The sequence below is a fragment of the Breoghania sp. genome (assembly GCF_030066895.1).
Classification (GTDB): Bacteria; Pseudomonadota; Alphaproteobacteria; order Rhizobiales; family Stappiaceae; genus Breoghania.
On the sequence record NZ_JASJAV010000002.1, the window covers coordinates 224,425 to 249,480 of the forward strand.

31 protein-coding genes, 3 pseudogenes and 1 riboswitch are annotated in these 25,056 nt (G+C 62.6%); of the genes and pseudogenes, 19 read left to right on the forward strand and 15 right to left on the reverse strand.

Annotated features, from left to right (window positions below; translation table 11 throughout):
- Positions 1 to 78 precede the first annotated feature (78 nt).
- From dctP to QNJ43_RS04355, 7 genes and pseudogenes are all read left to right on the forward strand, one after another.
- A pseudogene (gene dctP, locus QNJ43_RS04325) lies at positions 79 to 627 on the forward strand (TRAP transporter substrate-binding protein DctP).
- Positions 606 to 980 (forward strand): hypothetical protein, encoded by a 375-nt coding sequence (locus tag QNJ43_RS04330; protein WP_300467662.1) that lies wholly within the window; start codon positions 606 to 608, stop codon positions 978 to 980. Before dctP ends, QNJ43_RS04330 begins: the two are co-directional and overlap by 22 nt.
- 213 nt (positions 981 to 1,193) lie before the next feature.
- Positions 1,194 to 1,511: a TRAP transporter small permease subunit gene (locus QNJ43_RS04335; RefSeq protein ID WP_300467664.1), complete on the forward strand. Its 318-nt coding sequence runs from the start codon at positions 1,194 to 1,196 to the stop codon at positions 1,509 to 1,511.
- Between the two features lie 24 nt (positions 1,512 to 1,535).
- Entirely contained in the window at positions 1,536 to 1,703 is a 168-nt protein-coding gene (locus QNJ43_RS04340) for a hypothetical protein (RefSeq protein ID WP_300467666.1), read from the forward strand.
- Between the two features lie 103 nt (positions 1,704 to 1,806).
- A complete protein-coding gene (locus tag QNJ43_RS04345) occupies positions 1,807 to 2,469 on the forward strand; it encodes a TRAP transporter large permease subunit (RefSeq protein ID WP_300467668.1) in 663 nt (220 codons plus the stop codon).
- An 8-nt stretch (positions 2,470 to 2,477) separates the two neighbouring features.
- The gene (locus tag QNJ43_RS04350; protein ID WP_300467670.1) at positions 2,478 to 3,005 is read left to right on the forward strand and encodes a TRAP transporter large permease subunit; all 528 of its coding nucleotides are present in this window, start codon (positions 2,478 to 2,480) and stop codon (positions 3,003 to 3,005) included.
- A gap of 390 nt (positions 3,006 to 3,395) precedes the next feature.
- Positions 3,396 to 4,277 (forward strand): annotated as a pseudogene (locus QNJ43_RS04355) (isocitrate lyase/PEP mutase family protein).
- Between the two features lie 113 nt (positions 4,278 to 4,390).
- Here the strand turns inward: QNJ43_RS04355 and QNJ43_RS04360 are convergent.
- Complete coding sequence (locus QNJ43_RS04360) at positions 4,391 to 4,984, reverse strand: hypothetical protein (protein ID WP_346432853.1); 594 nt, start codon at positions 4,982 to 4,984, stop codon at positions 4,391 to 4,393.
- Between the two features lie 275 nt (positions 4,985 to 5,259).
- Between QNJ43_RS04360 and QNJ43_RS04365 the strand changes: the two genes are divergently transcribed.
- From QNJ43_RS04365 to QNJ43_RS04380, 4 genes and pseudogenes are all read left to right on the forward strand, one after another.
- Entirely contained in the window at positions 5,260 to 5,733 is a 474-nt protein-coding gene (locus QNJ43_RS04365; protein ID WP_300467672.1) for a hypothetical protein, read from the forward strand.
- A 15-nt stretch (positions 5,734 to 5,748) separates the two neighbouring features.
- Positions 5,749 to 6,066: pseudogene (locus QNJ43_RS04370) on the forward strand (HAD-IC family P-type ATPase); the annotation flags it as partial.
- The gene (locus tag QNJ43_RS04375; RefSeq protein WP_300467950.1) at positions 6,052 to 7,062 is read left to right on the forward strand and encodes a hypothetical protein; all 1,011 of its coding nucleotides are present in this window, start codon (positions 6,052 to 6,054) and stop codon (positions 7,060 to 7,062) included. The pseudogene QNJ43_RS04370 and the gene QNJ43_RS04375, both read left to right, overlap by 15 nt.
- A 76-nt stretch (positions 7,063 to 7,138) precedes the next feature.
- Positions 7,139 to 7,573 carry a cation-translocating P-type ATPase C-terminal domain-containing protein gene (locus QNJ43_RS04380; protein ID WP_300467674.1) on the forward strand — a complete coding sequence of 145 codons (435 nt, stop codon included), beginning with the start codon at positions 7,139 to 7,141 and terminating at the stop codon, positions 7,571 to 7,573.
- A gap of 117 nt (positions 7,574 to 7,690) precedes the next feature.
- On the opposite strand, the gene hisG is transcribed toward QNJ43_RS04380, so the two are convergent.
- From hisG to QNJ43_RS04410, 6 genes are all read right to left on the reverse strand, one after another.
- Entirely contained in the window at positions 7,691 to 8,665 is a 975-nt protein-coding gene (hisG, locus tag QNJ43_RS04385) for an ATP phosphoribosyltransferase (protein ID WP_300467676.1), read from the reverse strand.
- Positions 8,662 to 9,804 (reverse strand): ATP phosphoribosyltransferase regulatory subunit, encoded by a 1,143-nt coding sequence (locus QNJ43_RS04390; RefSeq protein WP_300467678.1) that lies wholly within the window; start codon positions 9,802 to 9,804, stop codon positions 8,662 to 8,664. Before QNJ43_RS04390 ends, hisG begins: the two co-directional genes overlap by 4 nt.
- 38 nt (positions 9,805 to 9,842) lie before the next feature.
- Positions 9,843 to 11,453 carry a histidine--tRNA ligase gene (gene hisS / locus QNJ43_RS04395; protein WP_300467680.1) on the reverse strand — a complete coding sequence of 537 codons (1,611 nt, stop codon included), beginning with the start codon at positions 11,451 to 11,453 and terminating at the stop codon, positions 9,843 to 9,845.
- Positions 11,454 to 11,614: 161 nt separating this feature from the next.
- On the reverse strand, positions 11,615 to 12,922 hold the full coding sequence (locus QNJ43_RS04400) for a hypothetical protein (RefSeq protein WP_300467682.1): 1,308 nt from the start codon (positions 12,920 to 12,922) through the stop codon (positions 11,615 to 11,617).
- Positions 12,923 to 13,173: 251 nt separating this feature from the next.
- A complete protein-coding gene (locus QNJ43_RS04405; protein ID WP_300467684.1) occupies positions 13,174 to 13,302 on the reverse strand; it encodes a hypothetical protein in 129 nt (42 codons plus the stop codon).
- Between the two features lie 21 nt (positions 13,303 to 13,323).
- Positions 13,324 to 13,506 (reverse strand): hypothetical protein, encoded by a 183-nt coding sequence (locus QNJ43_RS04410; RefSeq protein ID WP_300467686.1) that lies wholly within the window; start codon positions 13,504 to 13,506, stop codon positions 13,324 to 13,326.
- A gap of 13 nt (positions 13,507 to 13,519) precedes the next feature.
- On the opposite strand from QNJ43_RS04410, the gene QNJ43_RS04415 reads away from it, so the two are divergent.
- From QNJ43_RS04415 to QNJ43_RS04430, 4 genes are all read left to right on the forward strand, one after another.
- Positions 13,520 to 13,690, forward strand: a complete 171-nt coding sequence (locus QNJ43_RS04415; RefSeq protein ID WP_300467688.1) for a hypothetical protein — start codon at positions 13,520 to 13,522, stop codon at positions 13,688 to 13,690.
- A gap of 105 nt (positions 13,691 to 13,795) precedes the next feature.
- Positions 13,796 to 14,998: a glycosyltransferase family 2 protein gene (locus tag QNJ43_RS04420; RefSeq protein ID WP_300467690.1), complete on the forward strand. Its 1,203-nt coding sequence runs from the start codon at positions 13,796 to 13,798 to the stop codon at positions 14,996 to 14,998.
- Positions 14,999 to 15,001: 3 nt separating this feature from the next.
- Entirely contained in the window at positions 15,002 to 16,552 is a 1,551-nt protein-coding gene (locus QNJ43_RS04425; RefSeq protein ID WP_300467692.1) for a glycosyltransferase family 39 protein, read from the forward strand.
- 85 nt (positions 16,553 to 16,637) lie between these two features.
- Positions 16,638 to 17,414 (forward strand): ChbG/HpnK family deacetylase, encoded by a 777-nt coding sequence (locus tag QNJ43_RS04430; RefSeq protein ID WP_300467694.1) that lies wholly within the window; start codon positions 16,638 to 16,640, stop codon positions 17,412 to 17,414.
- Between the two features lie 47 nt (positions 17,415 to 17,461).
- On the opposite strand, the gene QNJ43_RS04435 is transcribed toward QNJ43_RS04430, so the two are convergent.
- Positions 17,462 to 17,674 (reverse strand): hypothetical protein, encoded by a 213-nt coding sequence (locus tag QNJ43_RS04435; protein WP_300467696.1) that lies wholly within the window; start codon positions 17,672 to 17,674, stop codon positions 17,462 to 17,464.
- 203 nt (positions 17,675 to 17,877) lie between these two features.
- Between QNJ43_RS04435 and QNJ43_RS04440 the strand changes: the two genes are divergently transcribed.
- The 3 genes from QNJ43_RS04440 (at position 17,878) to QNJ43_RS04450 (ending at position 19,470) form a co-directional block, all read left to right on the forward strand.
- Positions 17,878 to 18,105 (forward strand): hypothetical protein, encoded by a 228-nt coding sequence (locus tag QNJ43_RS04440; protein ID WP_300467698.1) that lies wholly within the window; start codon positions 17,878 to 17,880, stop codon positions 18,103 to 18,105.
- Between the two features lie 264 nt (positions 18,106 to 18,369).
- Positions 18,370 to 18,558, forward strand: a complete 189-nt coding sequence (locus QNJ43_RS04445) for a hypothetical protein (RefSeq protein WP_300467699.1) — start codon at positions 18,370 to 18,372, stop codon at positions 18,556 to 18,558.
- 222 nt (positions 18,559 to 18,780) lie between these two features.
- Complete coding sequence (locus QNJ43_RS04450) at positions 18,781 to 19,470, forward strand: Crp/Fnr family transcriptional regulator (RefSeq protein ID WP_300467701.1); 690 nt, start codon at positions 18,781 to 18,783, stop codon at positions 19,468 to 19,470.
- A gap of 280 nt (positions 19,471 to 19,750) precedes the next feature.
- Here QNJ43_RS04450 and QNJ43_RS04455 read toward each other — a convergent pair whose 3' ends face one another.
- From QNJ43_RS04455 to QNJ43_RS04470, 4 genes are all read right to left on the reverse strand, one after another.
- Positions 19,751 to 20,020 (reverse strand): hypothetical protein, encoded by a 270-nt coding sequence (locus tag QNJ43_RS04455; RefSeq protein ID WP_346432854.1) that lies wholly within the window; start codon positions 20,018 to 20,020, stop codon positions 19,751 to 19,753.
- Positions 19,906 to 20,610: a mechanosensitive ion channel domain-containing protein gene (locus tag QNJ43_RS26750; protein WP_346432855.1), complete on the reverse strand. Its 705-nt coding sequence runs from the start codon at positions 20,608 to 20,610 to the stop codon at positions 19,906 to 19,908. The genes QNJ43_RS04455 and QNJ43_RS26750 overlap by 115 nt, the downstream gene beginning before the upstream one ends.
- 370 nt (positions 20,611 to 20,980) lie before the next feature.
- Positions 20,981 to 21,208, reverse strand: coding sequence for a hypothetical protein (locus QNJ43_RS04465; RefSeq protein ID WP_300467703.1), 228 nt, complete (start codon positions 21,206 to 21,208; stop codon positions 20,981 to 20,983).
- A gap of 39 nt (positions 21,209 to 21,247) precedes the next feature.
- Positions 21,248 to 21,367: riboswitch (SAM-I-IV-variant riboswitch) on the reverse strand.
- A gap of 114 nt (positions 21,368 to 21,481) precedes the next feature.
- Entirely contained in the window at positions 21,482 to 21,646 is a 165-nt protein-coding gene (locus QNJ43_RS04470; protein ID WP_300467705.1) for a hypothetical protein, read from the reverse strand.
- Positions 21,647 to 21,843: 197 nt separating this feature from the next.
- Here QNJ43_RS04470 and QNJ43_RS04475 point away from each other — a divergent pair, with 197 nt between their 5' ends.
- On the forward strand, positions 21,844 to 22,239 hold the full coding sequence (locus tag QNJ43_RS04475; protein WP_300467707.1) for an acyl-CoA thioesterase: 396 nt from the start codon (positions 21,844 to 21,846) through the stop codon (positions 22,237 to 22,239).
- 223 nt (positions 22,240 to 22,462) lie between these two features.
- On the opposite strand, the gene QNJ43_RS26755 is transcribed toward QNJ43_RS04475, so the two are convergent.
- The 3 genes from QNJ43_RS26755 to groL form a co-directional block, all read right to left on the reverse strand.
- Positions 22,463 to 22,822 (reverse strand): GNAT family N-acetyltransferase, encoded by a 360-nt coding sequence (locus tag QNJ43_RS26755; RefSeq protein WP_346432861.1) that lies wholly within the window; start codon positions 22,820 to 22,822, stop codon positions 22,463 to 22,465.
- A gap of 175 nt (positions 22,823 to 22,997) precedes the next feature.
- The gene (locus tag QNJ43_RS04485; protein WP_300467709.1) at positions 22,998 to 23,207 is read right to left on the reverse strand and encodes a SlyX family protein; all 210 of its coding nucleotides are present in this window, start codon (positions 23,205 to 23,207) and stop codon (positions 22,998 to 23,000) included.
- A gap of 188 nt (positions 23,208 to 23,395) precedes the next feature.
- Complete coding sequence (gene groL, locus QNJ43_RS04490; protein ID WP_300467711.1) at positions 23,396 to 25,018, reverse strand: chaperonin GroEL; 1,623 nt, start codon at positions 25,016 to 25,018, stop codon at positions 23,396 to 23,398.
- Positions 25,019 to 25,056 lie beyond the last annotated feature (38 nt).

Here is a 25,056-nt window from a genome sequence, read left to right on the forward strand (position 1 = left end):
GTTACTGTTGTACTGTCCCTGCCGCTCGCCGGCTTCAGCGCGTAGGCTGCCGAGACCACCTTGCGCATCACCTCGCAATTGCCGCTCAAGTCCCACATCGGTCAGAACCTCCTGGAATTCAAGAACGAAGTAGAGAAGCTCTCCGGTGGTGAAATCGCCGTCGAGATCTATGATTCCGTTCAGCTCTACAAGGACAGCGAGATCCCGCAGGCCGTCGGCTACGGCGCCATCTAAATGGGATTGGTGTCGCTCACCCGCTATGTCGGCGACGTCCCGGCGGTGGACATTTTCTATACGCCCTTCACCTTCAACACCGAGGAACTGGTGCGCAAGGCAACCGCCCCGGGAAGTCCAGTGCGGGCGCCGCTTGACGATGCGATCCTGAAGACCGGCTCGCGAGTCCTGTGGTGGCAGGCCTACGGCGGCAGCGTCCTTCTCACCAAGGACAAGCCGGTTCGCACTCCGGCCGACATCAAGGCCAAGAAGGTGCGCGTCTTCGGCAAGACGCTCGGCCTCTGGATCAAGGCGAATGGCGGCGTTCCGACGATGATTTCCGGCTCCGGACAGTACACCTCGCCTACCAGCGCGGCACGGTCGACATCGGCATGTCCGGCTTGTCGGCGGTGAAAAGCCGCCGGATGTGGGACGTGATGAACACTGTCACGCTCGCCAACAATGTCGACGTGGAATTCGTCGTCATGATCAACGAGAACTTCTGGCAGAGCCTAAGCGACCAGCAACGCACATGGATCCAGCAGGCCGCTGTGAAGGTCGAGAAGGGCGTGCGCGATGCCATGTCGAAGATCGAACACGAAGCGGCGAAGACGGCCAAGGAAAACAGCATTACCGTCTACATACCGACGCCGGAGGAAGAGGCCACCTGGAAGGCGTCGGGCAAGCCAGTGATCGATGAGTTCCTCGCCTCCTCGGGCGATCTGGGCAAGAAGGTCTACGACGCGGCGATGGCGCTGCGCGACTAGGCCAACCTGAGCCGGGACGGCACGGGATCCGTCTCGCCCCATCTGCCAATCGGCAATCAGGTCGACATTCGGGGCACCGGAAACCCGGTGCTCTCTTGTTTCAAAGGGCGCTCATTGCGCGACGCGTCGGGACCGGAAGGGGCCCCGGTCGTCGCGAGCGGCCTTCACGGCAAAGAAAAACCGCGGCGAGATCGCGGTTCCGGGAGCTTTTCCATGCTGGTCTGGATTGACCGCCTTTCCGTCCTGCTTGGCCGGATCGCGACACTGGCCTATTTCGCGACCGGGCTGATGCTCGGCTACGACGTTGCAATGCTCTATCTCTTCGTGGCGCCGACCATCTGGTCGGAAGAACTTTCGCGGCTCTGCCTCGTATGGGGCACATGGCTCGCCGCCGCGGTGCTGCTCCACCGCAGTCATCATATCCGCATCACCATCCTGACCGAACGCCTCCCCGCCGGTGTGCGCCATGTACAGGAAACCCTCGTCTTCCTGCTGGTCGCAGCATTTGCGGCCGCCGTGGTCTGGTACTGAACGCCGCTCGCCTATGACAGCTTCGTGCGCGGCCGCACCACCGGTTCCATGCTGGATATTTCGATCGTCTGGTCGGAAATGGCGGTTCCCGTCGGTTGCACCGTGTTGTGCCTGCAGGCGCTGGTGGAAGCCGCGCGCACGCTCATCACCGGACCTCGGACACAGCCCCATGGCGGCGGCGTAATGCCGTGACCATTGCTCGCTGATACGTTTAAAAGATGAATAATTTCAATTATTTGAACCTGCGCGAACTGCCCCGACCCGTGCTCGACAGGTTTCAAGAAGGCAAGCCAAGATGACCACCATCGCCATTCTCGCAGGTCTTTTCGCGTTGTTGCTGGTGGGTGTGCCCATCGCGTTCGTGCTGGGTGGACTTGGCCTCCTGCTGCTCATGCTCGGCGGCTTCTCGCCCCTGATGGTGCCTCAGGGATTGCCGTCGGCCGCCGACAGCTTCATCCTGCTTGCCGTGCCGCTCTTCATCCTGATGTCGAACATCCTGCTGAAAGGAGGCGTGGGGCGCGATCTCTTCGTCGCCATTTCCGGCTCTTCCGTCGCGACCGCTGCGACCATCGGCACGATCGCGATTCCTGAGATGACCGAACGCGGCTATCCGCGCAAATTCGTGCTGGGGCTTTTGGCGGCAGGCGGCACGCTCGGCATTCTCATTCCGCCCTCCATTCCGATGATCGTCTACGGCGTGATCACCGAGGAATCGGTCATCAAGCTGTTTTTCGCCGGTATCGTCCCGGGCTTCGTGCTTATGGCGCTGTTCATCGTCTTCGCGGTGCTCTACGCGCGCTTCTCTTCCAACTACACGCCAGCCCCAAGGTCGACTGGTCGGAACGCGGGCGCACCGCCCTGCGTGCCCTGCCGACGATCCTTCTCGCCGGATACATCATCCTGGGCATCTACGACGGCTACTTCACGCCGACGTAGGCCTCGGCCATCGGTTTCCTAGGCGCCCTGTTGATCACCGGCGTGGTGCTGCGCACCCTGAGCTGGTGCAGGCTGTGGGACGCGATGGTGGAATCGATGACCACCTCCGTCGCCATCCTGCTGATCGTCGCCGGAGCCAAGGTTTTCGGCAAGGCGATCACGCTCTATCGCATCCCGCAGGACATCTCGATGGCGATTTCCTCCTCCGTCGACACGCCGGGCCTGTTCATTCTGCTGGTGGCTGGGGTCCTGATCGTGATGGGGCTGTTCATGGAAACCCTGTCGATGATGCTGATCATGGTGCCGGTCCTCAGCGGTTCGGTGTTGGCGCTCGGCCTCGATCCGGTCTGGTTCGGCGTCTTCTTCGTGGTGATGGTCGAACGCGCGCTGATCACCCCGCCGGTGGGGATGAACCTCTATGTCATTCAGGCGGTGGGTCGGGCCGGGCTCGGCGAGGGCTTGCTGGGCGTCCTGCCCTTCATCGTCCTGATGCTTGCAACGGTCGTGGCGCTGTATGTCTGGTCCGATATCGCGCTGTGGGTGCCGTTCAAGACGTGAGTCGCACTCGGCTCTCACCTTCCCGGGCTTGCCTCTCTCGTTCCTAGAGTGCTTTCCGTTCAGGCGGGATCGCCTGAGCAACAAGAAATCGCTCAAGATTCAATATGCTCCAGGGTGTGTCCCCATAAATGAGACCGGAATGGCGATGAAACGGCGAAGAAATGCAAGGAGAGACGTGCAGAGCGGGCTTCGTGCCCGGTCAAACGTCTCGACGTGGCAGATCGAAGCCGTTTCATCGTCCTGTCGGATTTGGCTGAGCAGTTCGGCAACGTTGTTGCAACCCTTTGAAAACCGGACGGTTTCCTGCAGACTTACGCCTCGTATCCGAACCGCTCAGCCAAACCATTCCAATCTCATTTATGGGGACACACCCTAGTGAAAGGCCCTCTCATGTCCCAGTGTTCTCAGTCTCCCGCTGCCCGCCTTCGCGCCCTTCTGGCCGAACCGAAGCTGCGCGTCATGCCCTGCTGCTTCGACGGCCTGTTCGCCAAATTGGTCGGCGATGCCGGTTTCGACCTCACCTTCATGTCCGGCTTTTCCGTTTCCGCCGCCCGTTTCGGCAAGCCGGATACGGGCCTGATTTCCTATGGAGAGATGGTCGACAGCGCCCGCGACATCGTGGCCGCCACCTCCATTTCGGTCTTGGGCGACGGTGATACGGGCTATGGCAATGCGCTCAACGTCAAGCGCACGGTGAAGGGCTAAGCGCAGGCCGGAATGGCCGTCGTGATGATCGAGGATCAGGTCACACCCAAGCGCTGCGGCCACACCAAGGGCAAGCTGGTGATCGATCGCGCGCAGGCCGTCGACCATATCCGCGCGGCGGTCGACGCGCGCGACGAGGGGGCCGATATCCTGATCCTGGCGCGCACCGATGCTCGCCACGGCCACGACCTCGACGAGGCGATCGCGCGCGCCGCGGCTTTCAAGGAGGCGGGGGCCGACATTCTCTTCGTGGAGGCGCCGAAGTCGCGCGAGGAAATGGAGCGGATCTGCACCGAGATGCCGGGCATTCACATGGCCAACATCCTGGAAGGCGGCGAGACGCCCGCTCTGCCGCCTGCCGAACTGGAAGCCATCGGCTATCGCATCGCGGCCTATCCGCTGACGCTGCTCTCCGCCGTCACCCGCGCCATGACCGAGGCGCTGGCCGTGATGAAGGCCGGAGGCCACCCCGACGACATGCTGCTGCCCTTCCCCGAATTGAGAAAGCATGTCGGCTTCGATGTCTATTACGAGGAAGAGAAGCGGTATTTGGATCGGCGGGACTGAGGGAGCGGGCTATCGGGTTTGGGGCTCAGGGCCCACCGTGCTCTGGGCCCATCCTTCGAGACACCTGCTTATGCAGGCTCCTTAGGATGACGTTGTGTGGGTTGCGCGTTTCTTCAATAACGACAACACGATAACGTCATCCTGAGGAGACCGAAGGCCGTCTCGAAGGATGGGCTGCATACTCCGCAGCTCGCCCAATCGCCAACTTCCCCCCAACTACCCTTCGCGCCAACGCACGACAACCGCGCAGACGACACCGAAGACCAGGTGGCCGACGAGGAGGCCGCCCAGGTCAGTGGAATGAAGCCCAGGAAGGGCGGCTGCCCGGCAAAGAAATGCGCCATGATGTAGAGCGCGAAAACCCACAGCCCCACGCCGAAGCCGAGGCCGACGATCCACCAGGGCAGGAACGGCGTCACGACCCGCGCAATCGGCCGCGCGATGAAGAGATAGCCCAGCGGATAGAACACCACGCCCACGACGAGGTGGATCACTTCCGCCACCGGACGGCTCACCAGTCCGAAGACGCCCTGCACCAGCGCCGCCGGTTCCAGCGGCCCGCCCACCCAGAACGGGGTGATGAAACGGACCCATATTTCCCAGGAAACATCCGCCGCAATGCCTGCGATGACAGCGGTAATCAGCGTTGAAAGCACAAGCGGGGGAAAGAGCGCGCCTGCGTCGGAACGTATTTGCGTGGTGGCCATGTCGCTTCCCTCAAGGTATCGACGTATATGACGAGCGATATTTGACGCAGGTGATCTTTGGTCAAATCACGAGGTGATGAGGCATCCGTGATCCGCGACCATTTATGAGGGTGTCACATCCCGGCGTTCGAATAGGATGAACGGAGCGGAAGCCGCGTCCGTGAGGAGAAGGTCGCGGCCCCTGCGATTTGCGGCCAGAGCATTGAGGACGTTTCCGCCGTGTCGATTTCCCCTTTGCAAAGCGCCCGGTCCGTCTCCCTTTCGTCGGGTGTGTCATGACAACTCCCGTTTCCGGAAAAGCTCCGGCCTGGCACGCCCTGTCGGACGAGGATACTGCGCGGCGACTGAAAGGGGCGTGCGATGTCGACCGTCCCTCCAACTGGGTGCTTCTCGCACGCCAGTTCAAATCTGCGTTGATCGCCGTGCTCGTAGCCGCCGCCATGTTACCGGCCGTGGTGGGGGAGGTGACCGATACGGTGGTGATCCTCGCCATCGTGGTCATCAACGGAGCGCTGAGATTTCTGCAGGAAGCCCGCGCCGAGCGGGCCTTGGAGGCGCTGACGCGCATGTTGGCACCCAAGGCGGACGTGATGCGCGACGGTCATCCCTTGCAGGTCTCCGCCGAAACGCTGGTGCCGGGGGATCTCGTGCTGCTCGGCACGGGCGACACGGTGCCCGCCGATCTGCGGCTCGTCTCCGCCGTCGATCTCTCGGTCGATGAGGCCGCGCTGACCCAGTCGATCGATTAGGAAGAGACGCCGCTTCAGCGCGAGCTTGCCGTGCTCGGCAGAACGCTCGGCGCGGTGGCGCTGGCGATTGCCGCGCTCGTCGTCGTTCTGCGGCTGGCGCGCGGCTATCCCTTCGAGGAAATGCTGTTCTTCGGCATCTCTCTTGCCGTGGCGGCGGTGCCGGAAGGCTTGCCCGCCGTCGTGACCGTGACGCTTGCCATCGGCGTTGCCGCCATGGCGCGCAAGCGGGCGCTGATGCGGCGGTTGGTGGCGGCCGAAACGCTGGGTGTGGCGAGCATCATCTGCACCGACAAGATCGGCACGCTCACGCGCAACGAAATGACCATCACGCGCATCGAATTGTCCGGCCTGTCGGTGGCGGTGGAGGGATCGGGATATCTGCCCGAGGGCCGGTTCCTGAAGGACGGTGTGCCATTCTCGCCCATAGACGAGCCGCGTCTGGCAGAACTCCTGCAAACCGGATTGTGGTGCAACACCACGCAGATGATGGAGGGCGAGGACGGCCCGCGCCCCCTGGGCGAGCCGACGGAAGCCGCCTTCCTGGTGGCCGGTGCCAAGGCGGTCATCTCGGTCGATCGGGAACGGGTGTGCGGCGAGGTTTCGTTCTCGTCCTCCAGAAAGCGCATGAGTGTTCTGGTGAAGGAGCCTGACGGGGCGGTGACCGCGCATGTGAAGGGTGCGCCGGAAGTTGTGCTGGCGCGTTCGACCCGTATCCTGAAGGCGGAAGGTGTGCGTCTTCTCGATGAGGTGGCGCGTGCGGAGATCGAGGCCCGGTTCGCGGCGCTCGGGGAGGGCGGCATGCGCGTGCTGGCGGTGGCGCGGCGGAGCTTTGCCGATGGCCAGTCGGAGGTTGTCGATGAGAGTCTGGAGGAGGAGCTGACCTCCATCGGGCTCGTCGGCATCATTGATCCCCCGCGCGCCGAGGTTCGTGATGCGGTGCGTCTTGCCCACGATGCTGGGCCGACGGCTGCTGCGATCGCGCACTCCATCGACATCGATGCCGCGCGTATCGTCACCGGCTCGCAACTGGACGACCTGAGAGATCAGGAACTGGGGGCCGCCCTCGGCGAAGGCGCGGTCTTTGTCCGCGCCCGGCCGCAGGACAAGATCTGCATCGTGGAGGTGCTTCACGATCTCGGCCACGTAGTCGCCATGACGGGCGACGGCGGATACCCCGGCGCTCCGGCAGGCGGATGTTGGTATCGCCATGGGCATTCGCGGCACGGATGTCGCGCGTGGGGCCTCCGAAATGGTGCTCACCGACGACAATTTCGCCTCCATCATCGGCGCGGTGGAGGAGGGGCGTCGGCAATACGACAACATCCGTAAGTTCGTCGGTTGTCTGCTGTCGTCGAACGCAGGCGAGGTGATCGGCATCTTCCTGGCCGTGTTGCTGGGATGACAGTTGCTGCTGCTGCCCATTCACATCATCTGGATGAACCTCGTCACCGACGGTCCGACCGCGCTGGCGCTCGGCGCGGAACCTGCCGAGAAGGTGATGAAGCGCTCGCCGCGCAAACCCGGTGCGGGCCTGCTGGGGCGCGGCGACGGGCTGCGGGTGACGATCCTCGGCGGCTATATCGCGCTGGTGGCGCTGGCGCTTTTCTGGGGGGAACTGGCGGTCGGCGGCACCAAGCTGCACGCCCAGACGCTGGCCTTCACCGCCTTCGTGGTGCTGGAAAAGGCCAACGTCTTCAACTTCCGCCATCTCGATGACGGGTCGTTCTCAGGCCTCAGCCGCAATCCGTGGCTTCTGGTGGCGGTCGCAACGGTACTGGTGTTGCAGGTGGCGGTGGTGCAGGTACCGCTCTTTAACGACTGGTCTCCACCGTGCCGCTGACGGCCATCGACTGGGCCCTGCTGGTCGCCGCCGCGACAATCCCGATGGTGGCTCTCGGCTACGTCACGCGCCCGCTCGCCCGGCGGTGAAGGGAGCGGGCCGCACGTTCGTAAATACCTATTTCGCCTCGATACGAGCCGCCAGCGGATCGTAAAGCGGGTTGGTCGTCTCGAAGACGTAGTCGAGCGTGGAGATCGAAACCGAGGTGGCCCCCGCATCGCGAAGATAGGTCGCGCAGGCTGCGACCTCGCTCTGTGGGCAATGCAGCACCAACGGTTGACCGGCCGTCGTGCCCAAAGGCGCCGTCGTGCCGTAGCTTTCGCCGGCCACCTGCGCCACTTCCTTCGGATCGTCCACGAGCGCGCGGATCTCCTTCACCGAGCGCGCCTTCTCCTCCGCCGCGATGCGGTCGAGAATAGCGCGCGCCGCCGAAAGCGCCTCGCCGGACCATGTTGCCGTCATCGAGGCGATCAGATGCGCCGTGCTCTTCAGGATCACGCCGTCATCGAGGATCTTCAGGTTGTTGGCTGTGAGGGTGGAGCCGGTCGTCGTGATGTCGACGATGAACTCCGCCGCACCCACCGCCGGAGCGCCCTCCGTGGCACCCGCCGATTCCACGATCCGGTAATCGACGATGCCGTGGGCTGCGAAGAACCCGCGCGTCAGGTTGACGTATTTGGTCGCGATGCGCAGCCGACGGCCGTGCCGACCGCGGAAATCTGAGGCGACGTCGGAGAGATCCGCCATGGTGACAACGTCGATCCATGCCTTCGGGACGGCAACCACCACGTCGGCCGGGCCGAAGCCCAGCGAGGCGACCAGATGGGTCAGCTCGTCCGGCCGGTCGATGGTCTCGTGCACCAGGTCGAACCCGGTAACGCCGAAATGGACGGAGCCTGCCGCGATCTCTCGGGCGATCTCGGAGGCCGACAAGAAGGCGATCTCGACATCGTCGAGCCCCTTGATCCGGCCGCGATAATTGCGGTCGCCGCCTGGACGCTGGATGGCGAGGCCCGCGCGCGCGAAAAAGGCGTGGGTGTTTTCCTGAAGCCGCCCCTTGGAGGGAATGGCGATGATCAGATTGTCGCTCATTTGCCCGCTCCTTCGATAGCGCCTTCGGGGCTTGAGATGCGTTCAAGCCAGATTGAAAAGCCGACGGCGGGAACGTCCTCGCCCGCGCCCAGAAGCGCCAGCAGCTTGTCGTAGCGCCCGCCTCTGGCAAGCGGCGGCTGGCTGAAGGGGCCGGGGCCTTCGTGCAGCTCGAATACGAAGCCCGTGTAATAATCGAGACGGCGGCCGAAATCGGCTGCAAAGGTGATGGCATTGGCGGCAAGTCCGCGCTCGGAAATCAGCCGCGCGCGCTCGCGGAAATCTGCGATGGGGCCGGAAATATCGAGCCCTGCTTCCGTGGCGAATGTTGAAAGCGCCGTGCCCGTCTCTTCCAGCGTGCCGGAAATGTCGAGAAAGCGGGTCAGCGTGTCGGCCGTCATCGGCCCGATGCCTGCGCCCGAGGCAAGCGCCGTCTGTTCCAGAAAGCGCTCCGCGATCTCGCCTGCCGTGCGTCCGCCCACAGCCTCGATGCCTGCGATGCAGAGAAGATCCTCCACCACCGCATGTGCGGCCGTCGGATCTGCGCCCTCAAGGGTTGCGAGAAAGCCGAGCCGGGCATCCTTTTCGCCCGCCTCATCGCCCGCCATGCGGGCAATCGCCCGGTCGAGCCGCGCCCGCTCTCCGAAGAGATCGCGCAGTCGCCGCCGCCAGACCTTCGGCAGGCCGAGCGCTTCCACCACACCGGTAAACAGCGCCTCGTCGCCGATGCGGATGACGGGGGCCTTGTCGCCGAGCGTGCCGACCGCGTCCACCGCCAGCGCCAGCATGTCGGCGTCAGCCGCCAGCCGGTCGGTGCGGCCGATATTCTCCGTGCCGACCTGCGGGATCTCGCCGATCTCGCCGGGCCTCTGGCGGAAGATAAGGCCGGAATAGCAATAGGCCGCCTCGCGCGCTGCCGTGCCACCCGCAAGGTGGGTGCGGGCCACGGGAATGGTGAAATCGGGCCTCAGACACAGGTCCAGCCCGTCCTGGCCGGAAGTCAGGAACAGGCGGCGGCGAATGTCCTCGCCTGCCAGATCCAGAAACACGTCAGCCGGTTGCAGGAGAGGGGGCGAGATATGATGGTAGCCGCCCGCCTGAAACAGCGGTGCCAGGGCATCGAAGCGGTCGTCTGCCATCATCTTCCTCTTTCGAACTGGTTTTACGTGTACGTGTTCACTTATGCGGACGGCGCCTGCCGGGCGCGGTCCTCTTTCTGATCCGCGAGCATCTTTTGGACCGTGGCTACGAGATTCTTGGCCGCCACGGTCACCTGCGCAGGTCGCGCCTCGCGCCAGGCGGCATTGTCCCCGATGGTTTCAGAAATACGCTTGCCCTCGATCAGATCCTTGATCTGGATCTCGCCGTTGGAGCGCTCGTCCGAGCCCTGAATGATGGCAAGCGGGCAGCCGCGCTTGTCGGCGTATTTGAGCTGGTTGCCGAACTTCTTCCAGTTGCCCTGATAGAGCTCCGCGCGAATACCGGCGGTGCGCAACTGCTGCACGAAAGACTGGTAATTCGCCTGAGCCTGAGCGTCGTTGCCGTCCATCACGGTGACGAGCACGGGGGCGATCACCTCGTCCGCATCGAGCTTGCCGAGGTTCTTCAACACCGTCATCAGCCGCGATACGCCGATGGAGAAACCGGTCGCTGGCACGTCCTGCCCGGTGAAGCGCTTGACCAGCCCATCATACCGCCCGCCGCCGCTGACGGATCCGAACTGCACCTTTTCGCCCTTCTCGTTGGTCACGTCGAAGAGCAACTCGGCCTCGTAGACCGGGCCGGTGTAGTATTCGAGGCCGCGAATGACGGAGGGATCAAGCTTGACCCGCTCAATGCTGTCCGCGCCCGCCTTGACGTAGCCTGCGGTTGCCACCAGACGGTGCAGGGTGACGAGTTCATCGACACCCGCCGTTAGCGCCGGGTTTTCGCCCAGGAACGAGAAGCCTGTGCGGACCTCGGCATACTGCGCGTCGGCTGCTGCGATGTCGCTTGCCAGCAGGAGCGCCGCCTCGGGGAAGAAGGTCTCGGCGATCTTGATGGAGTGTTCGCGGAAGCGCTTGATATCGTCGATCTGCTGCGCGCTCAGCTTGGCGCCCGGCGTGAAGTCGCCGCTCTCGTCCTTGCGCCCGTTGCCCAGAAGCTTCGCCACTTCTTCCCACTCGAACTTGTCGAGCTTGTCGAGCGACCGCAGCACCACCAACCGGCTTGCACCGTCCGTCTCGCCGGAAAGTCCGATGGCATCCATCAGTCCATCGAGCACCTTGCGGTTGTTGACCCGGATGACGTAGTCGCCACGCGCGATCCCGACGACTTCCATCGCATCGGCCATCATCATGCACATCTCGGCATCCGCCTGAACGGAAGGCGCGCCGACGGTGTCGGCGTCGAACTGCATGAACTGGCGGAAACGGCCGGGGCCGGGCTTTTCATTGCGGAACACCCAACCCGCGCGATAGCTGCGGAAGGGGAGCTGAATCTCGTTGATGTTTTCGGCCACGTGACGCGCCAGCGGCGCGGTCAGATCGTAGCGCAAGGAGAGCCACTGCTCGTTGTCGTCCTGCAGCGAGAACACGCCCTCGTTCGGCCGGTCCTGATCGGACAGGAACTTGCCCAGCGCATCGGTGTATTCGAACATCGGCGTTTCCACCGGATCGAACCCGTAGCGCTCGTAGACTTCCCGGATCTTGGACATCATCGCGTCGGTCGCGCGGATATCGGCCGGGGAGCGGTCAACGAAACCGCGCGGTAGGCGGGCTTTGAGTTTCTGGGGGTTCTTTGTCTTGGCCATCGCCTGAGGACTTTCCGGAAAACGCGTTCTGAATCACGTGCAAAATCATCATCGCTCGCCGCATGGGGACAGGCAGCGGTTTCCTAGACGAAACAAGGGGGGAGGGCAAGGATCAGGGGCAAAGCCGCGTGCCCGTTTCTCCTCGCTGACGATGAGGAATCCTAGGATGGGCTTCCGCATGCAGGCGATAGCGCTCTTCGCGCCCGATAGAACCGGCCGATCCGGAGAGTGTCGCTCTCACCGTTGCGCATCTGAAACGGTATTTCGAGCCAATGTCCGTCCCTGATCAGCTCGCAGTTGCGCTGATGCAGGAGATTGCCCGTGCCCAGGACATGTCTGAAGGCGCCTGGTTTGATGCGGACGATGGGACCGCCAAGTGTGCCGATCTCATTGTTGCCGGATCCCAGTATCGGCTTGCCCACTTCCGTTACGAGGTCGGCGGCGAAGGAATCGTTGAACAGGATATCGATGGAGGCAAACGTCGCGATCTTGCTTCCGCTGCCCGGCCAGATAATCACACGTGCCGACAGATTTTTGCATCTGGATTTGACGCCGAAAGCTTCCCTGTAGCCGCGCGCGAGCGTCCAGTCGGCGCTATAGGCGGCAAGGTGGGGACTGTCATGAGACGTTTTGACGGGAGCTGCATCGTCACGCTTGCCGGGAGAGGCGGTCGTCTCGCGTTTCTGCTGGAGCTTTGTCACGGACAGTCGCAATTCAACGACCTGTCGGGGCACGTCGTCGTTCTCTGAACCGGGGGATGCCTCCGTTCCGGGCGCGGTTTTTGGTATGGGCATCGTAACAGACAGGCCGGGTTTGGAACGCGGCAGGACAAAGTGGTTTGCCTCCCGTCTCCGTACCTCGCGAACCCTCCGCATCTGATAAGCGTGCATCACGTTGTATTCACGAAGCTCATCGAGAGACAGAACGTGCATTTCGTCATGCGGCGTTTCGAACATCAACTTGAGGATTTCGGGAGAGACGCCGTAGCTCGATAGAGCCCCGACAATTCGAGACAGCTTCTTTTGAGCCTTCGCAACGCGGACTTTACTGTGACGAAGGTACTTGATCTGATGAACGTCGAGTTCTCCGATCGCCCAGCGTGTTTCCCCGGCCAGGAATATGAATGCACAGGCGGAATAACACTTCGCTGTCGCGGAGATCAGCGTCTCGAGATGGTGGTCATGCAGAATGTCTGCGATGTCGAAGGCGGCGTCGATATCGCCGTCGGGGCTGTACAGTCCCATGCGTCTGATCGCCGGGTAGTATTTCAGCGCCCTTTCAAAGGATTTCGTTTTTTTCTGGGTAATTTTCCCTTCAATGAAGGCGCCGAGGCCGCTGTTGCCTCTCAGGACAGAGACGCCGTTGTCCCTGAAGACGAAAAATTTCTCATTGACGTTAGCGGAAAATGTCGAATGACTATTAAGAAGCAAAATCAGCGCAACAAATGGCGCAAGCCGAGGACCGGTCACATTTAAACCTGATTTCCAAAAAAATCAAATCAGGGTACTCCGGAGGTGTCCTCGAATGCTTTAATATATCTCGTTCAAGCCATACTATTACGTTAGGGAAATTTCGGCAATTCGGCGTGATCCGCACCGGTTAGACAAGGCGTCGGAAATGACCTTGGAACCGTGGCCGCACCGGAAAATGATGACCAACGCGCAGCCCTTCGGGGATCTCGATCCTCCGCGCCAAATCCCCTTCGCCCTCGTGACTACCCCTAGCTCTTCAGATAATCCGGCGTCTTGTCGAAGGGCGTGGCGGACATGGCCATCCAGAGGCTTGAGGCGATGCGTTCGGCCTGGGCAATGACGATTTTCGCCGCTTCCGGCCCAAAAACCTCGTGCACAACGGGGCGGAAATTCTCAAGTCAGATGCGGAAATCGTCGGCCGCCGCTTCTTTCATGACGAAATGCGCCGGAACGGGCTTGCCCTTGTATTCGCCGGTCTTCAGAAGCACGGAGGCCCAGAAGCGTTTCATCCTGGCAAGGTGAGGATCCCAGTCCTCCACCCGCCCGGCTAAGATCGGGCCGGGCCGTTCATCGGCCTGCACCCGGTCGTAGAACGTGTCGATAAGCGCGGAAATCTATGCCCGCGTGATGGAAGGGTGCGCCGGGGTGCGCGGAACGGCGGGGCGGATATCGAGAGAGGACATGGGTGCCTGCGGGCTGGCTGTGATCGATCGTTTCAACTATATAGGGCGCACGGCCGCGTTTGACCACCGCGAAGTGCCTTAACGGGAGCGACGTCGCGTCTCTCGGGCCTGTTGTCTTTGTGCACCTTACTCTGCTTTGCAAAAGTCCGATGTTTGACTACGGTCCGCGCGACCTGGGTCCTGAGCCTTGACGCATCGGGATGCCGAACCGGCGCGCGCCGCCACCAATGGACGTTCCATGCAATTGACCGAGAATGCCTCCACTGAGGCCGAAACACAGTCGGGCGAGGCCAAGCCTGCCGCTTTTGTTCCGGCGGAACTGACCGTCGTGCTGCCCACCTATAATGAGCGCGCCAACGTTCCTCTGATCGTGGAAAAGCTTGACGCCGCGCTCGCCGGAATTGCCTGGGAAGCGATCTTCGTCGACGATAATTCGCCCGACGGCACCGCCGAGGTCGCCAAGAACATCGCCCGGCGCGATCCGCGCATCCGCTGCATCAAGCGCGTGGGACGGCGCGGCCTTTCGGGCGCCTGCGTGGAAGGCATGCTGACCTCCTCTGCGCCCTTCGTCGCCGTGATGGATGTCGATCTGCAGCACGACGAAAGCCTGCTGCCGCGCATGCTGGGGCTGCTTCGCGCCGACGAGGCGGATCTGGTGGTCGCCAGCCGTTTCGTGGAAGGCGGCACGGTGGGCGAGGGCCTATCCGCGACCCGTGCCTGGGGCTCGGGCGTTGCCAACGGTCTAGCGCGCGTGCTGCTCGGCGTTCAGCTTTCCGATCCCATGAGCGGCTTTTTCGCCATCCGCCGCGAGAAGGTGGACGAGGTCGCGCCGAAGCTTTCCAGTCAGGGCTTCAAGATCATGCTCAATATCGCGGTCTCCGCGAAGGGGGCCTTGCGCGTGCGTGAGCTGCCTTTCGTCTTCCGCGAGCGGCTGCATGGAGAAAGCAAGCTCGATACGCTGGTGACCATGGAATATCTGGGCCTGCTGGTCTCCAAGCTGACCCGTGATCTGGTCTCCGTCCGCTTCCTGATGTTTGGCATTGTCGGTGCCTCGGGTGTGGTGGTGCATCTGGTCTCGTTGCGCACCGGACTTGTCGGCCTGTCGTTCAACTATGCGCAGTTGCTGGCGACCTTCATCGCCATGACCTGGAACTTCTTCCTCAACAACCACCTGACCTATCGCGATCGCCGCCTGAGGGGCTTTGCCGTGATCAAGGGGCTGGTGAGCTTCTATCTGGTGTGCTCAGTCGGCGTTGTCGCCAATGTGGGCGTGGCGGACTGGATCTACGGCATGGATTCCTCCTGGTGGCTGGCCGGTACGGCCGGTGCCGCCATGGGTGCGGTGTGGAACTACGCCGCTAGCTCCGTTCTCACCTGGCGGAAAAACTGATCCATGGCCGCGCGCCCATCCGCCGATGAGCCGCAGGACGCTCTTGGCTGGTGGCTGAGATCGCCCGCGCTGATCCTCTTCGTGCTCGTGCTGACGGCTATCCGCATCTGGGCGGGCGGGCATTCCTGGCTGTCGGAGGATGAAGCCTATTACCGGCTGTGGGGGCTGCACCCGGCCGCCGGTTACTACGATCACCCGCCGATTATCGGCTGGTGGATCGCCGCCGGTCAGGCGCTTGTCGGTGATACCGCGCTGGGTGTGCGCCTCATCGGCATTCTGGCGACCGCGCTGGGCTCGCTGGCCTTGTGGCGCACGGGCTGCCTGCTCAACGGGCGGCGGGCGGCCGGATGGGCGGTGCTGTTCTTCAACACCACCATCCTGATCGGCATCGGCAACCTGATCGCCACCCCCGACACGCCTTCGGTGTTCTTCTGGGGGCTGACGCTGTGGGCGCTGGCGGAATGGCTTGATCGCGGCAATGCCAACTGGTTCCTGGCCGTCGGGCTCTTCGCCGGGCTGGGGTTGATCTCCAAATATTCGGTCCTGTTTCTGGGCGTCGGCATTATCCTTTGGCTGATCTTCACGCCCCGGGCGCGCGCAGCCTTCACCGCATGGCAATTGTGGGTGGGCGGCGTGCTGGCGGTTGTCATCACCGCTCCGGTCGTCTGGTGGAATGCGGGCCACGAGTGGATCTCGTTTACCAAGCAGTTCGGCCGTGCCGTGCCGTATGGCTGGACGAGCCGCTTCATCGCCGAATTCATCGGCGCGGAACTGGGCCTGCTCAATACGGCTATCGCGTTGATCGTGCTTATCGGCATCGGGATTGCGGCGCGCGCGCTCGTGCGCCGGCACGATGAGACTTCGGCGGCCTGGACTTTGCCGCTTCTCACCAGCGTGCCGTTTTTCGCCTATCTGCTGTTTCATTCGCTGCACAACCGGGTGCAGGCGAACTGGCCCGCGCCGCTTTTCCCCGCACTGGTGCTGCTGGCGGCCTTCGTTGCGGCCGATATGGACCGGAGCGACGGTTGGCTGGCGAAGGCCGTGCGCGTGTTGCGTGCCGTCGCCGTGCCGTTGGGCGTTGTCCTGTCGCTGGTGATCTACGTGCACGCCGTCTCGCCGTTGACGGGCACGTTTGCGCGCAAGGACCCGACCTTCCAGTTGCGCGGCTGGCCGGAGGTCGCCCGCGAGATCGAGGCGCTGTCGGTGCGCGAGGGAACGAGATGGGTTGCGACATCGGCCTACGGTATGACCGGGCAGCTCGCCTTCGCGTTGCATGAGGCAGGCTCGCCGCTTCCCGTCTTCCAGCTCGACCAGCGTCTGCGCTATGCGATGGATCCGACGCCCGATTCGGCGGTGCTGTCGGCGCCTGCGCTATATGTCGCTGTTTCACGGCGCGATCATTCCGATAAGCTCGCCGCGCGCTTTGCCGAGGTGGAACGTCTCGCCACGATCCCCCGTCAGGTGCGCGGCACGGTCCTTGAAAAAATCCACATCTACCGGATCGCGGGCGCCAGAGGCGGTGCGCGAGGTGTCTTTTCGCAAGACACCGAGTAACGTAACCGGGTAAGGGAAGAGGAGGCGATTCGATGGGTATCGGTCCTGGCAAATCGCTCCAAGCCCGGGAAATGGTCTGAAAGCCATGAAACGCATCGTCTTGACCGTGCTCGACTACGGCACTGCCTTCGGCGTCGACAGGGCAATCCGTACGCTTCTGGCCGATAACCGGTTGACCGCGGTAGGCTGCGTTGCCGCTTCCGATCGATGGCCGCGCGAATATCTGCCGTTACGCGATCAGGTGAACATGGTGGTCCAACGCACCCGCGTCGGCTTGACGCTTGCGCTCTCCCGACCCTTCGCTTCCATCTCGGACCCCGCGCGCGAGGTGTCCGGCCCGCGTTTTCCCGCGCCCCGCTACTATTCGGCGCGCGGCATGCTGGGGCTCCTGCCGAACTTGGCGCTGAAGATGGAAATCGAGGCGCAGCTCAGCCGGTTCGAAGAATATTACGGCCGTCCCCCGGCCTTCATCGCGCTCCACGACGGTCTTGATCACAAGCCCGGCGTCGTCAAGCTAGTGGTGGAGGTGATGGGGGAACGCTTCCGCTCGGACTGGCCGGATTTCCTGTTCAGCGCACCGGAACGCCTGCGCTCAAAGCTGCTGGCCCGCCAGATCCGCAAGCTCAGCGGCGATACGAACCACGAAGCCGTCTCCCTGCCGCTGACCACCGAGCCGGGCGCTCTCCATCGCTTCTTCTGGCGCGGACTTGAAGGGCGGCGTGACGGCACATCCGTGTGGTGTGCCCCCGCCCAGAGGGATGATCATTTGCGCAAACTCGCGCCCGAGGCGGAGATCGAGGCGCGCGATGCGCAATTCACCTATCTCGACAGCCCGGATTTCCTGCTGGCGCTGACGGAATAAGGACATCTTCCTTTTCTGAAGGTCGTTCTGTTCTGAAGAGCCCGCGACTACGCGCCCTCGACCAGGGCATCGGAGGTGCGCGTATGAGCGAAGCTGCCGATCCAGGCGCGCAGCTGGTCGATTTTTTCCTCGCGCAGTTCCTTATCGCCGTCATGCAGCATCAGGTCGATCTTGGCGCGCTGTTTCTCCAGCCAGCCCCTGAGCTTGCGCGTTTCCTCTTCCGACGAAATCGGATCTTCCGTCCCTGAGGTGATCAGCACCTTGCGGCCCGCGATCTCCGAATTGGCGCGCGGGAGATAGGGGATGGAGGGATGCAGCAGCGCGTATCCCGCCAGGACGCGCGGTTGGTTGAACAGAAGATTGGCCAGGATGTTGGCGCCGTTGGAATAGCCGGCGCCGATGGTATGCGCGGGGTCCCCTGTCGTGGCGTCTCAGCGCATCGCAGAGAAAGGTCGCCAGATCCTTGGAACGCTTTTCCAGATCCTCGAAATCGGGAACATCGGCCGATAACCCGACGATAGAAGCGGACGAGACCCTGTTCGTCGACATTGCCCTCAAGGGCGATCAGTGCGGCGTGGGGTGCGGCTGCGCGACCGAGCCGCATGAATTGCGCCGCAGCGCCGCCCGTACAGTGAAGGAGAACGAGCGTGTGGCGTCCTTGCCGTCACCGCCGTCGTACATGTGTTCGTAAGGGTCTATCGGTCCGCACCTTTTCGCAGTTCGTCCGCCTTCGCAGCAACGCAGGTCGGTCGTCCGGTTCCGCGAGCGGCAGGAGATTTTGCCTTAATAATACGTCCATTCAAATCCAGGGATATGGCACGGTGCGGGGCTGCTATGCACATTGGTGGGAGTACGTAAGCTGCGTGCAGATCGGGATCGGGGCGCTGAAACGCAAAACGCTTCCCGGCGGGTGCGGGGAGGCGTTTCGCATTCTGACCGGCTTGGGGGCCCGGTCATGCCGAAACCGATCGGGGTCGAGGGTTTCGGCGTGGGGGAGATCGGCGGGGGAGCGGGTCTCGACTACTCTGCCGGCGGGAAGACCGGCGTGTTGCGAACGGTCGGCGATACGCCGAAGCCGATCAGCTGCTTTGATCTGGAGTGCTCCGGGGGATCCTCTCGGTGGATCGTGTCGCCGTTGCGTTGACCACTTTCTAGGCCGATCCGGCGATGCGAACTGTGATGACCATCACAAGGCGATGCTTTAACTTGTCGCCGAGTTGCGGCACTCTCACTGACGAGTCGGTATCGTGCTGGTGAAACGCACATGGCGGGTGAGGGTTTCATGTGTTTTCAGTGTTTCGGAAAAGGCACGTCATTTGCGAAAAGGCGCGCTGTCTGAGGACGGCGCGATCGGGGAGAAGAGTGCGTGGCCGAAATCGAGGAATTCCTGAACAGCAGCTTCTCGCTGGTCGACCTGGCGCCGGATCTGGCCGCCGGGCTGGAGGCTCTTGCGCGGCCGATGAAGCTGAAGGCGGGCACGATCCTGTTTGAAACCGGTGATCCCGGCAACGGCTGCTATGCGATCATGGAGGGTTCGCTCCGGGTCTCGTTGCTCTCAGCCGAAGGCGACGAGCAATTGCTGGCGGTGCTGGGCCCTGGGCAACTGGTAGGCGAAATGGCGCTTCTCGACGGTCGTCCGCGTTTGGCAACCGTGACAGCGCTGAAACCGGCCCGGCTCGCCTTCTTCGACAAGGTCGCTTTCGACCGGTTCGTGGAAGAAAACCCGGAACTCTACCGCCACATGCTGCGCATCGTCGGCGGTCGCCTGCGTCAGGCCAACGACGTGCTGGCCACCCGTTCCTTCCTGCCGTTGCCCGGCCGCGTCGCCAAGACGATGCTGCTTCTGGCCGACAGTTTCGGCAAGGAGGTGGAGCAGGGCCGCACGCTCATTCACTACAAGCTGTCCCAGGCCGACATCGCCAAAATGGCCGGCGCGGCGCGTGAGAACGTCTCCCGCGTGCTCAACGAATGGAAGCGCGCGGGAAAGATCAGCCAGATCTCGGGCTATTACTGCATCGAGAAGAAGGGCCGGTCGGGGGATGCTGCCAGCATTTGAGGGCTGCTCCGGGAGGGAAAGGCGTGGCTTCGCTGCAGCTTGTTGTGCTGGATTCCGGTCTGGCCATGCGGCTTTCGCCGCAGACCGCCCGGAATGAGAAGCAAGGGGAAGCTTGTAACCCCAGACGCGAATGATGCACGAGCAGCATGCGGTGTTAGCGTGTGCTTACAACTCAGCACACATTACCCTCATTCCGGACAAGAGAGGCGAAAGCCGAGCGCTGATCCGGAATCCAGAAATCAGCGGCGCGACAGCGCCTTCTCTTTATCTTTCCCGTCCTTCAGCTCACGCCATGCGTCTCGGCGTTTTGCGCCACCAGCTGCATGTGCGGGTAGGGAATGGTTATTCCGGCCTCGTCGAACGCTTCCTTCAGCCGCTTGATCAGGAACCAGCGCACCGACCACAGGTCATCGGCGGTCGTCCAGACGCGCAGGCTCACGTCAACGGAGCTGTCACCGAGATTGGTGATCTCCACGAAGGGTTTCGGATCGAGCAGGATGCGCGCATCCTCGCTGATGACCTTGCGAAACACCTCCTTGGCCTTGTCCATGTAGTCGTCGTAGGAGATGCCGACGGTAATGTCGCAACGCCGCGTCGGATGGCCGGAATAGTTGGTGACCGCCGAGCCCCCACGTCGCTGTTGGGAATGATGATCTTCACGTTGTCGACGGTGGCAAGCTCGGTAAAGAACAGGGCGAGGTTCTTCACCGTGCCCGTGTTCCCGGCAAGATCCACATAGTCGCCCACCTGGAAGGGCCGGAAGAACAGCAGCATGATGCCCGCAGCCAGATTGGACAGGGTTCCCTGAAGCGCAAGACCGGTGGTCAGGGATGCGGCATCGATAACGGCGACCAGCGATGTCGTCTGGAAGCCGAAGGGCTGCAGCACCGTGATGATGACCAGTGCGATGATGGCGTAGCGCGTGATCGAGGCGGCGAAGCCGGTAATCGTGTCGTCGATATGATCCGTGCGCTCGCAGGCGTGCCGCACCACGGCCGAAATCTTGGCCGCCCACCACCACCCGACGATCAGCAGCAGGATCGCGTAGATCACCGACAGCCCGTAGGTGGTCAGAACTTGCATGAAGGCTGTGAGCTGCAATTCGATCAGGTCATAGGTCTGAAGAATCTGGCTTTCCATGGTGGGTCGGTCTGTCAAAAGCGTAGGCGAAGATTGCGGTAATCGACGCGCTCAGGGATGCGAGATGGTGGCGGTTCCAGCTATCCGAACGCACGGCGACAGCAAGGGCGGCTGTGTCCGCAGACGCGCAAAGTGAATGTGCCGGAATTGTCCCGTCGTCCCGCGACTCCGTATCGTACCAGTAGAGCCTGAAGACGTCGCGGCATCAAGACGCCAGGCGCGCGACAAGCCATGTCATTCTTGAAGAAGGTAGGAAACGTCAGCTCTGAGCGGAGCGGCGATGGGCGGCATGGGCGAGGAAACGGGACCCGCGCCGAGCGATGAGATCGGCAACCAGGCTTTCGTCGATGATGCGCGAAGAGCAGGTTTGTCACAGCCGGATGAGGGCGGCGCGGCGTTGCGTGCGCGTATCGGCATCGAGCAGCGTCGGCGGGCAGGGGCGGCAGCGGGCGTCCTGAGAGGCGGCGGCGAGCAGGGGGTCAAAGACCAGGCCTGCCGATTCTCCCGAAAGTTCCGCTGGAAAGGCGAGCGCAGTTTCCCGCGCGTGCTCCGCGGAGCTGCCGGGTTGACGATTGAGGGCGATACGGGGCGCAGACACAAAAAATTCCTCCGTCAGCACGATGCCGAGGAGGACTGGCGAGAACCGTTGGGTTGCCTGAGCGATCGGATCGTCAGACCACATCCCTTTTCGTCGGGTACCACCTTGCCGCGGATGGGCAGGTTGGCGAGGGCGCCAGCCCTTCTCTTGATGCTCCTTGCCTTGTGACACGACGCTTTCGCGAAATCAAGCCTTGCGGCCGCGCGGATCGCGCTGTGCGACATCGAGCGCACGGCGGGCAAGCGGCAGGAGTTCATCCACATCTTCCAGCACCTAGTCCGGCACGGAGACGAACCGCGCCACCTCGATCAACCTTTCACCGCGCGCATAGGTGAAGGTCGTACCGCCCAGCTTTTCCAGTTCTGCTCGCAAGGAGGCATCGGAAACGAGATAGAATGTCCCGCCCGACAAGAACGGCGCCGAAATGCTAGTCGTCACAGCGCACGCTGAGGCCGCCGAACAGGCGTTTGGTGTCCAGAGGTCTCAGCACGCTCAACTGGTCGAGCACGTAATCACGGAATTGTGGCGAAACGGCCATTGTGTCTGCCTCTTGCCCAGTCTGCGGTTTTGCGGCTTGCCAGTCCCACGTGCCGCCCGGTAAGATCCTCATACATCATGACAAGGAGCGTCAGGAAATGGCTGGTGAAGAAATGGCAGATGACACCACGCGCGGGGAGCTGACGACGCGCATCCTGGCCATGCCGGCCGACACCAATCCCGCCGGCGACATATTCGGTGGCTGGGTGATGTCGCAGATGGATATCGCGGGCGGTCTGGCGGCCAATCAAGCCGCACACGGCCGGGTCGTGATGGTGGCGGTCGATGCCATGCATTTCATCCGCCCGGTCAAGGTCGGCGACGTCTTGTGCGTCTATACCGAACTGGGAAAGGTTGGCCACACGTCCATGAAGGTGCATGTGGAGGCCTGGGCTCTGCGCGCGCTTTCCAACGTGCGCGAAAAGGTGATCCACGCCCAGTTCACCTACGTGGCCGTCGATGCCGACGGCAAGCCGCGGTCCGTGAGGGGGTAGGCGCCCATTGCGAAACCGTGTGCCGCTGGTTTCTCACGATATAACAACACGATAACGTCATCCTGAGGAACCCGCGCAAACGGGCATCTCGAAGGATGGGCCGCCAATACCTTTCACGAGGCTCCGCGCACCCTCACAGCGGCTTGTACATGATCGTCGTGCCGTCCAGCCGGTTCTCGATCGCATCGCGGCAATAGCCCGGGATTACGCCGACGGTGATGTATCACATCGACGTGTAGAGCGGTTCGGCCGCATCGCCCGTGCGCGTATCGAGCGTGAGCAGGGTGCGCCCGGCTTCGTGCGCGCGGTCTTCCGCCTGTTCCATCAACACCCGCGCAATGCCGCGACGACGGAAATCGGGGTGCACCAGCAGCTTGAAAATTTCCGCCCGGTGCGCCTGATTGGGCGGGGTGTCGAAATCGATATTGACCGTCCCGGCCAGCCGACCGTCGGCCTCCGCGCCACCAGAACGACCCGTTTCCTGGCGGCAAGATCGGGCAGGATCTTCGCCCGCCAGTAGTCCTCCGCTTCCCCGTGAGAGAACGGCAGCACGAAATTGACGCTCGCGCCCGCCTCCAAGCAGTCCTTGAGAAGCGTGCCGAACTCGCCGAGGCGCTGCTCGAAGACATCCGCGGCAAGGGCGGTGATGGTCAGGCTGTCATTGGCGTCGGGGAAACGGGTGCGATCGCTCATCGGTGAACATTACCGGGAGATCTCGCCGGTTGTCGAGACGCAAGAGCGTCTGCCTTCGCGCAGGATCAATAATGCGGCGGCGGCTTGGTCACGGGAATTTCGGTGGCCTCATCTAGTTGGGCGACGAGGTTTGCCAGCGCCTTCAGATGGCGCTGCAGGTGGGCGATTTCGCCGACCTGGCGTGTGACGACGGAATCGAGATCCTCGATCCGCTTTTCCTGTTGCGCGATGTGGATTTCCAGATCGGCAATGCGGGCTTCGAGATCATCGGACATGCGTGGCTCTTGTGTTCGCCAGATGATTTAGTTGAAATCGGACGACGGCGAAAGCTTGGTCCATGGGGGAGGGGAACGGCGCAACAAGCTGCGGCGAAGTCGCTCCGAAACACTTCCTCCGGCATGGGCAAACAAAAAGGGCGGCCCGAAGACCGCCCTTTCCGTAATCCTTGAGGGGAGGGCTATATTTAGAAGCCCATGCCGCCGCCGCCGGGCATGGCTGGAGCGTCCTTCTTGGGCAGCTCGGCAACCATCGCCTCGGTGGTGATCAGCAGACCGGCTACGGAAGCCGCATCCTGGATCGCCGTGCGCACGACCTTGGTCGGGTCGATGATGCCGGTCTCGATCATGTTGACGTACTGCTCGGTCTGGGCGTTGAAGCCCATGGAAGCGTCGCTCTCCAGAACCTTGGCAACCACGATGGAGCCTTCCACGCCGGCGTTCTCGGCGATCTGGCGGATCGGGGCCTCAAGGGCGCGCAGCACGATCTTGATGCCCGCCTCGATGTCCTGGTTCTCCGAGGAGATCTTCTCGACCGCAGCCTTGGCGCGCAGAAGCGCGGTGCCGCCGCCGGTCACGATGCCTTCCTCGACCGCCGCACGGGTGGCGTTCAGAGCATCGTCGACGCGATCCTTCTTCTCCTTCACCTCGACCTCGGTCGCACCGCCGACGCGCAGCACCGCAACACCGCCGGCAAGCTTGGCCAGACGCTCCTGCAGTTTCTCGCGATCGTAATCGGAGGTAGTCTCCTCGATCTGAGCCTTGATCTGAGAAACGCGGCCCTTGATGTCTTCCTTGGAGCCGGCGCCGTCGACGATCGTCGTGGCTTCCTTGGTGATCGTGACCTTCTCGGCGGTGCCGAGCATGTCGAGCGTGACGTTCTCAAGCTTGATGCCGAGATCCTCGGAGATGACCGTGCCGCCGGTGAGGATTGCGATGTCCTCAAGCATGGCTTTGCGGCGATCACCGAAGCCCGGAGCCTTGACGGCGACGATCTTCAGGCCGCCACGCAGCTTGTTGACGACGAGCGTGGCCAGAGCCTCGCCTTCCACGTCCTCGGCAATGATGAGGAGCGGACGCGAAGACTGCACGGCGGACTCGAGGATCGGCAGCATGGCCTGCAGGTTGGAAAGCTTCTTCTCGTGCAGGAGAATGTAGGGCTTCTCCAGATCGGCGAGCATCTTCTCGGCGTTGGTTACGAAGTACGGCGACAGGTAGCCGCGGTCGAACTGCATGCCCTCGACGACCTCAAGCTCGGTCTCGGCGGTCTTGGCTTCCTCGACGGTGATGACACCCTCGTTGCCGACCTTCTGCATGGCCTCGGCGATCATGTCGCCGATTTCCTTCTCGCCGTTGGCGGAGATGGTGCCGACCTGGGCGACTTCACCCGAAGTGTTGATCTTCTTGGAGCGGGCGGTCAGGTCCTTGACGACCTCGGTGGTCGCCAGATCGATGCCGCGCTTCAGGTCCATCGGGTTCATGCCGGCGGCAACCGACTTGGCGCCTTCCTTGACGATGGCCTGGGCCAGAAGGGTCGCGGTGGTGGTGCCGTCACCGGCCAGGTCGTTGGTCTTGGAAGCGACCTCACGCACCATCTGTGCGCCCATGTTCTCGAACTTGTCCTCAAGTTCGATTTCCTTGGCGACGGTGACGCCGTCCTTGGTGATGCGCGGGACGCCGAAGGCCTTGTCGATGACGACGTTGCGGCCCTTGGGGCCCAGCGTGATCTTCACGGCATTGGCGAGGATGTCCACACCACGCAGCATGCGCTCGCGTGCGTCAGCGGAAAACTTAACGTCTTTGGCACTCATCGTGTCTTATCTCGCGAATTAGATTGAAAGGGGATGTC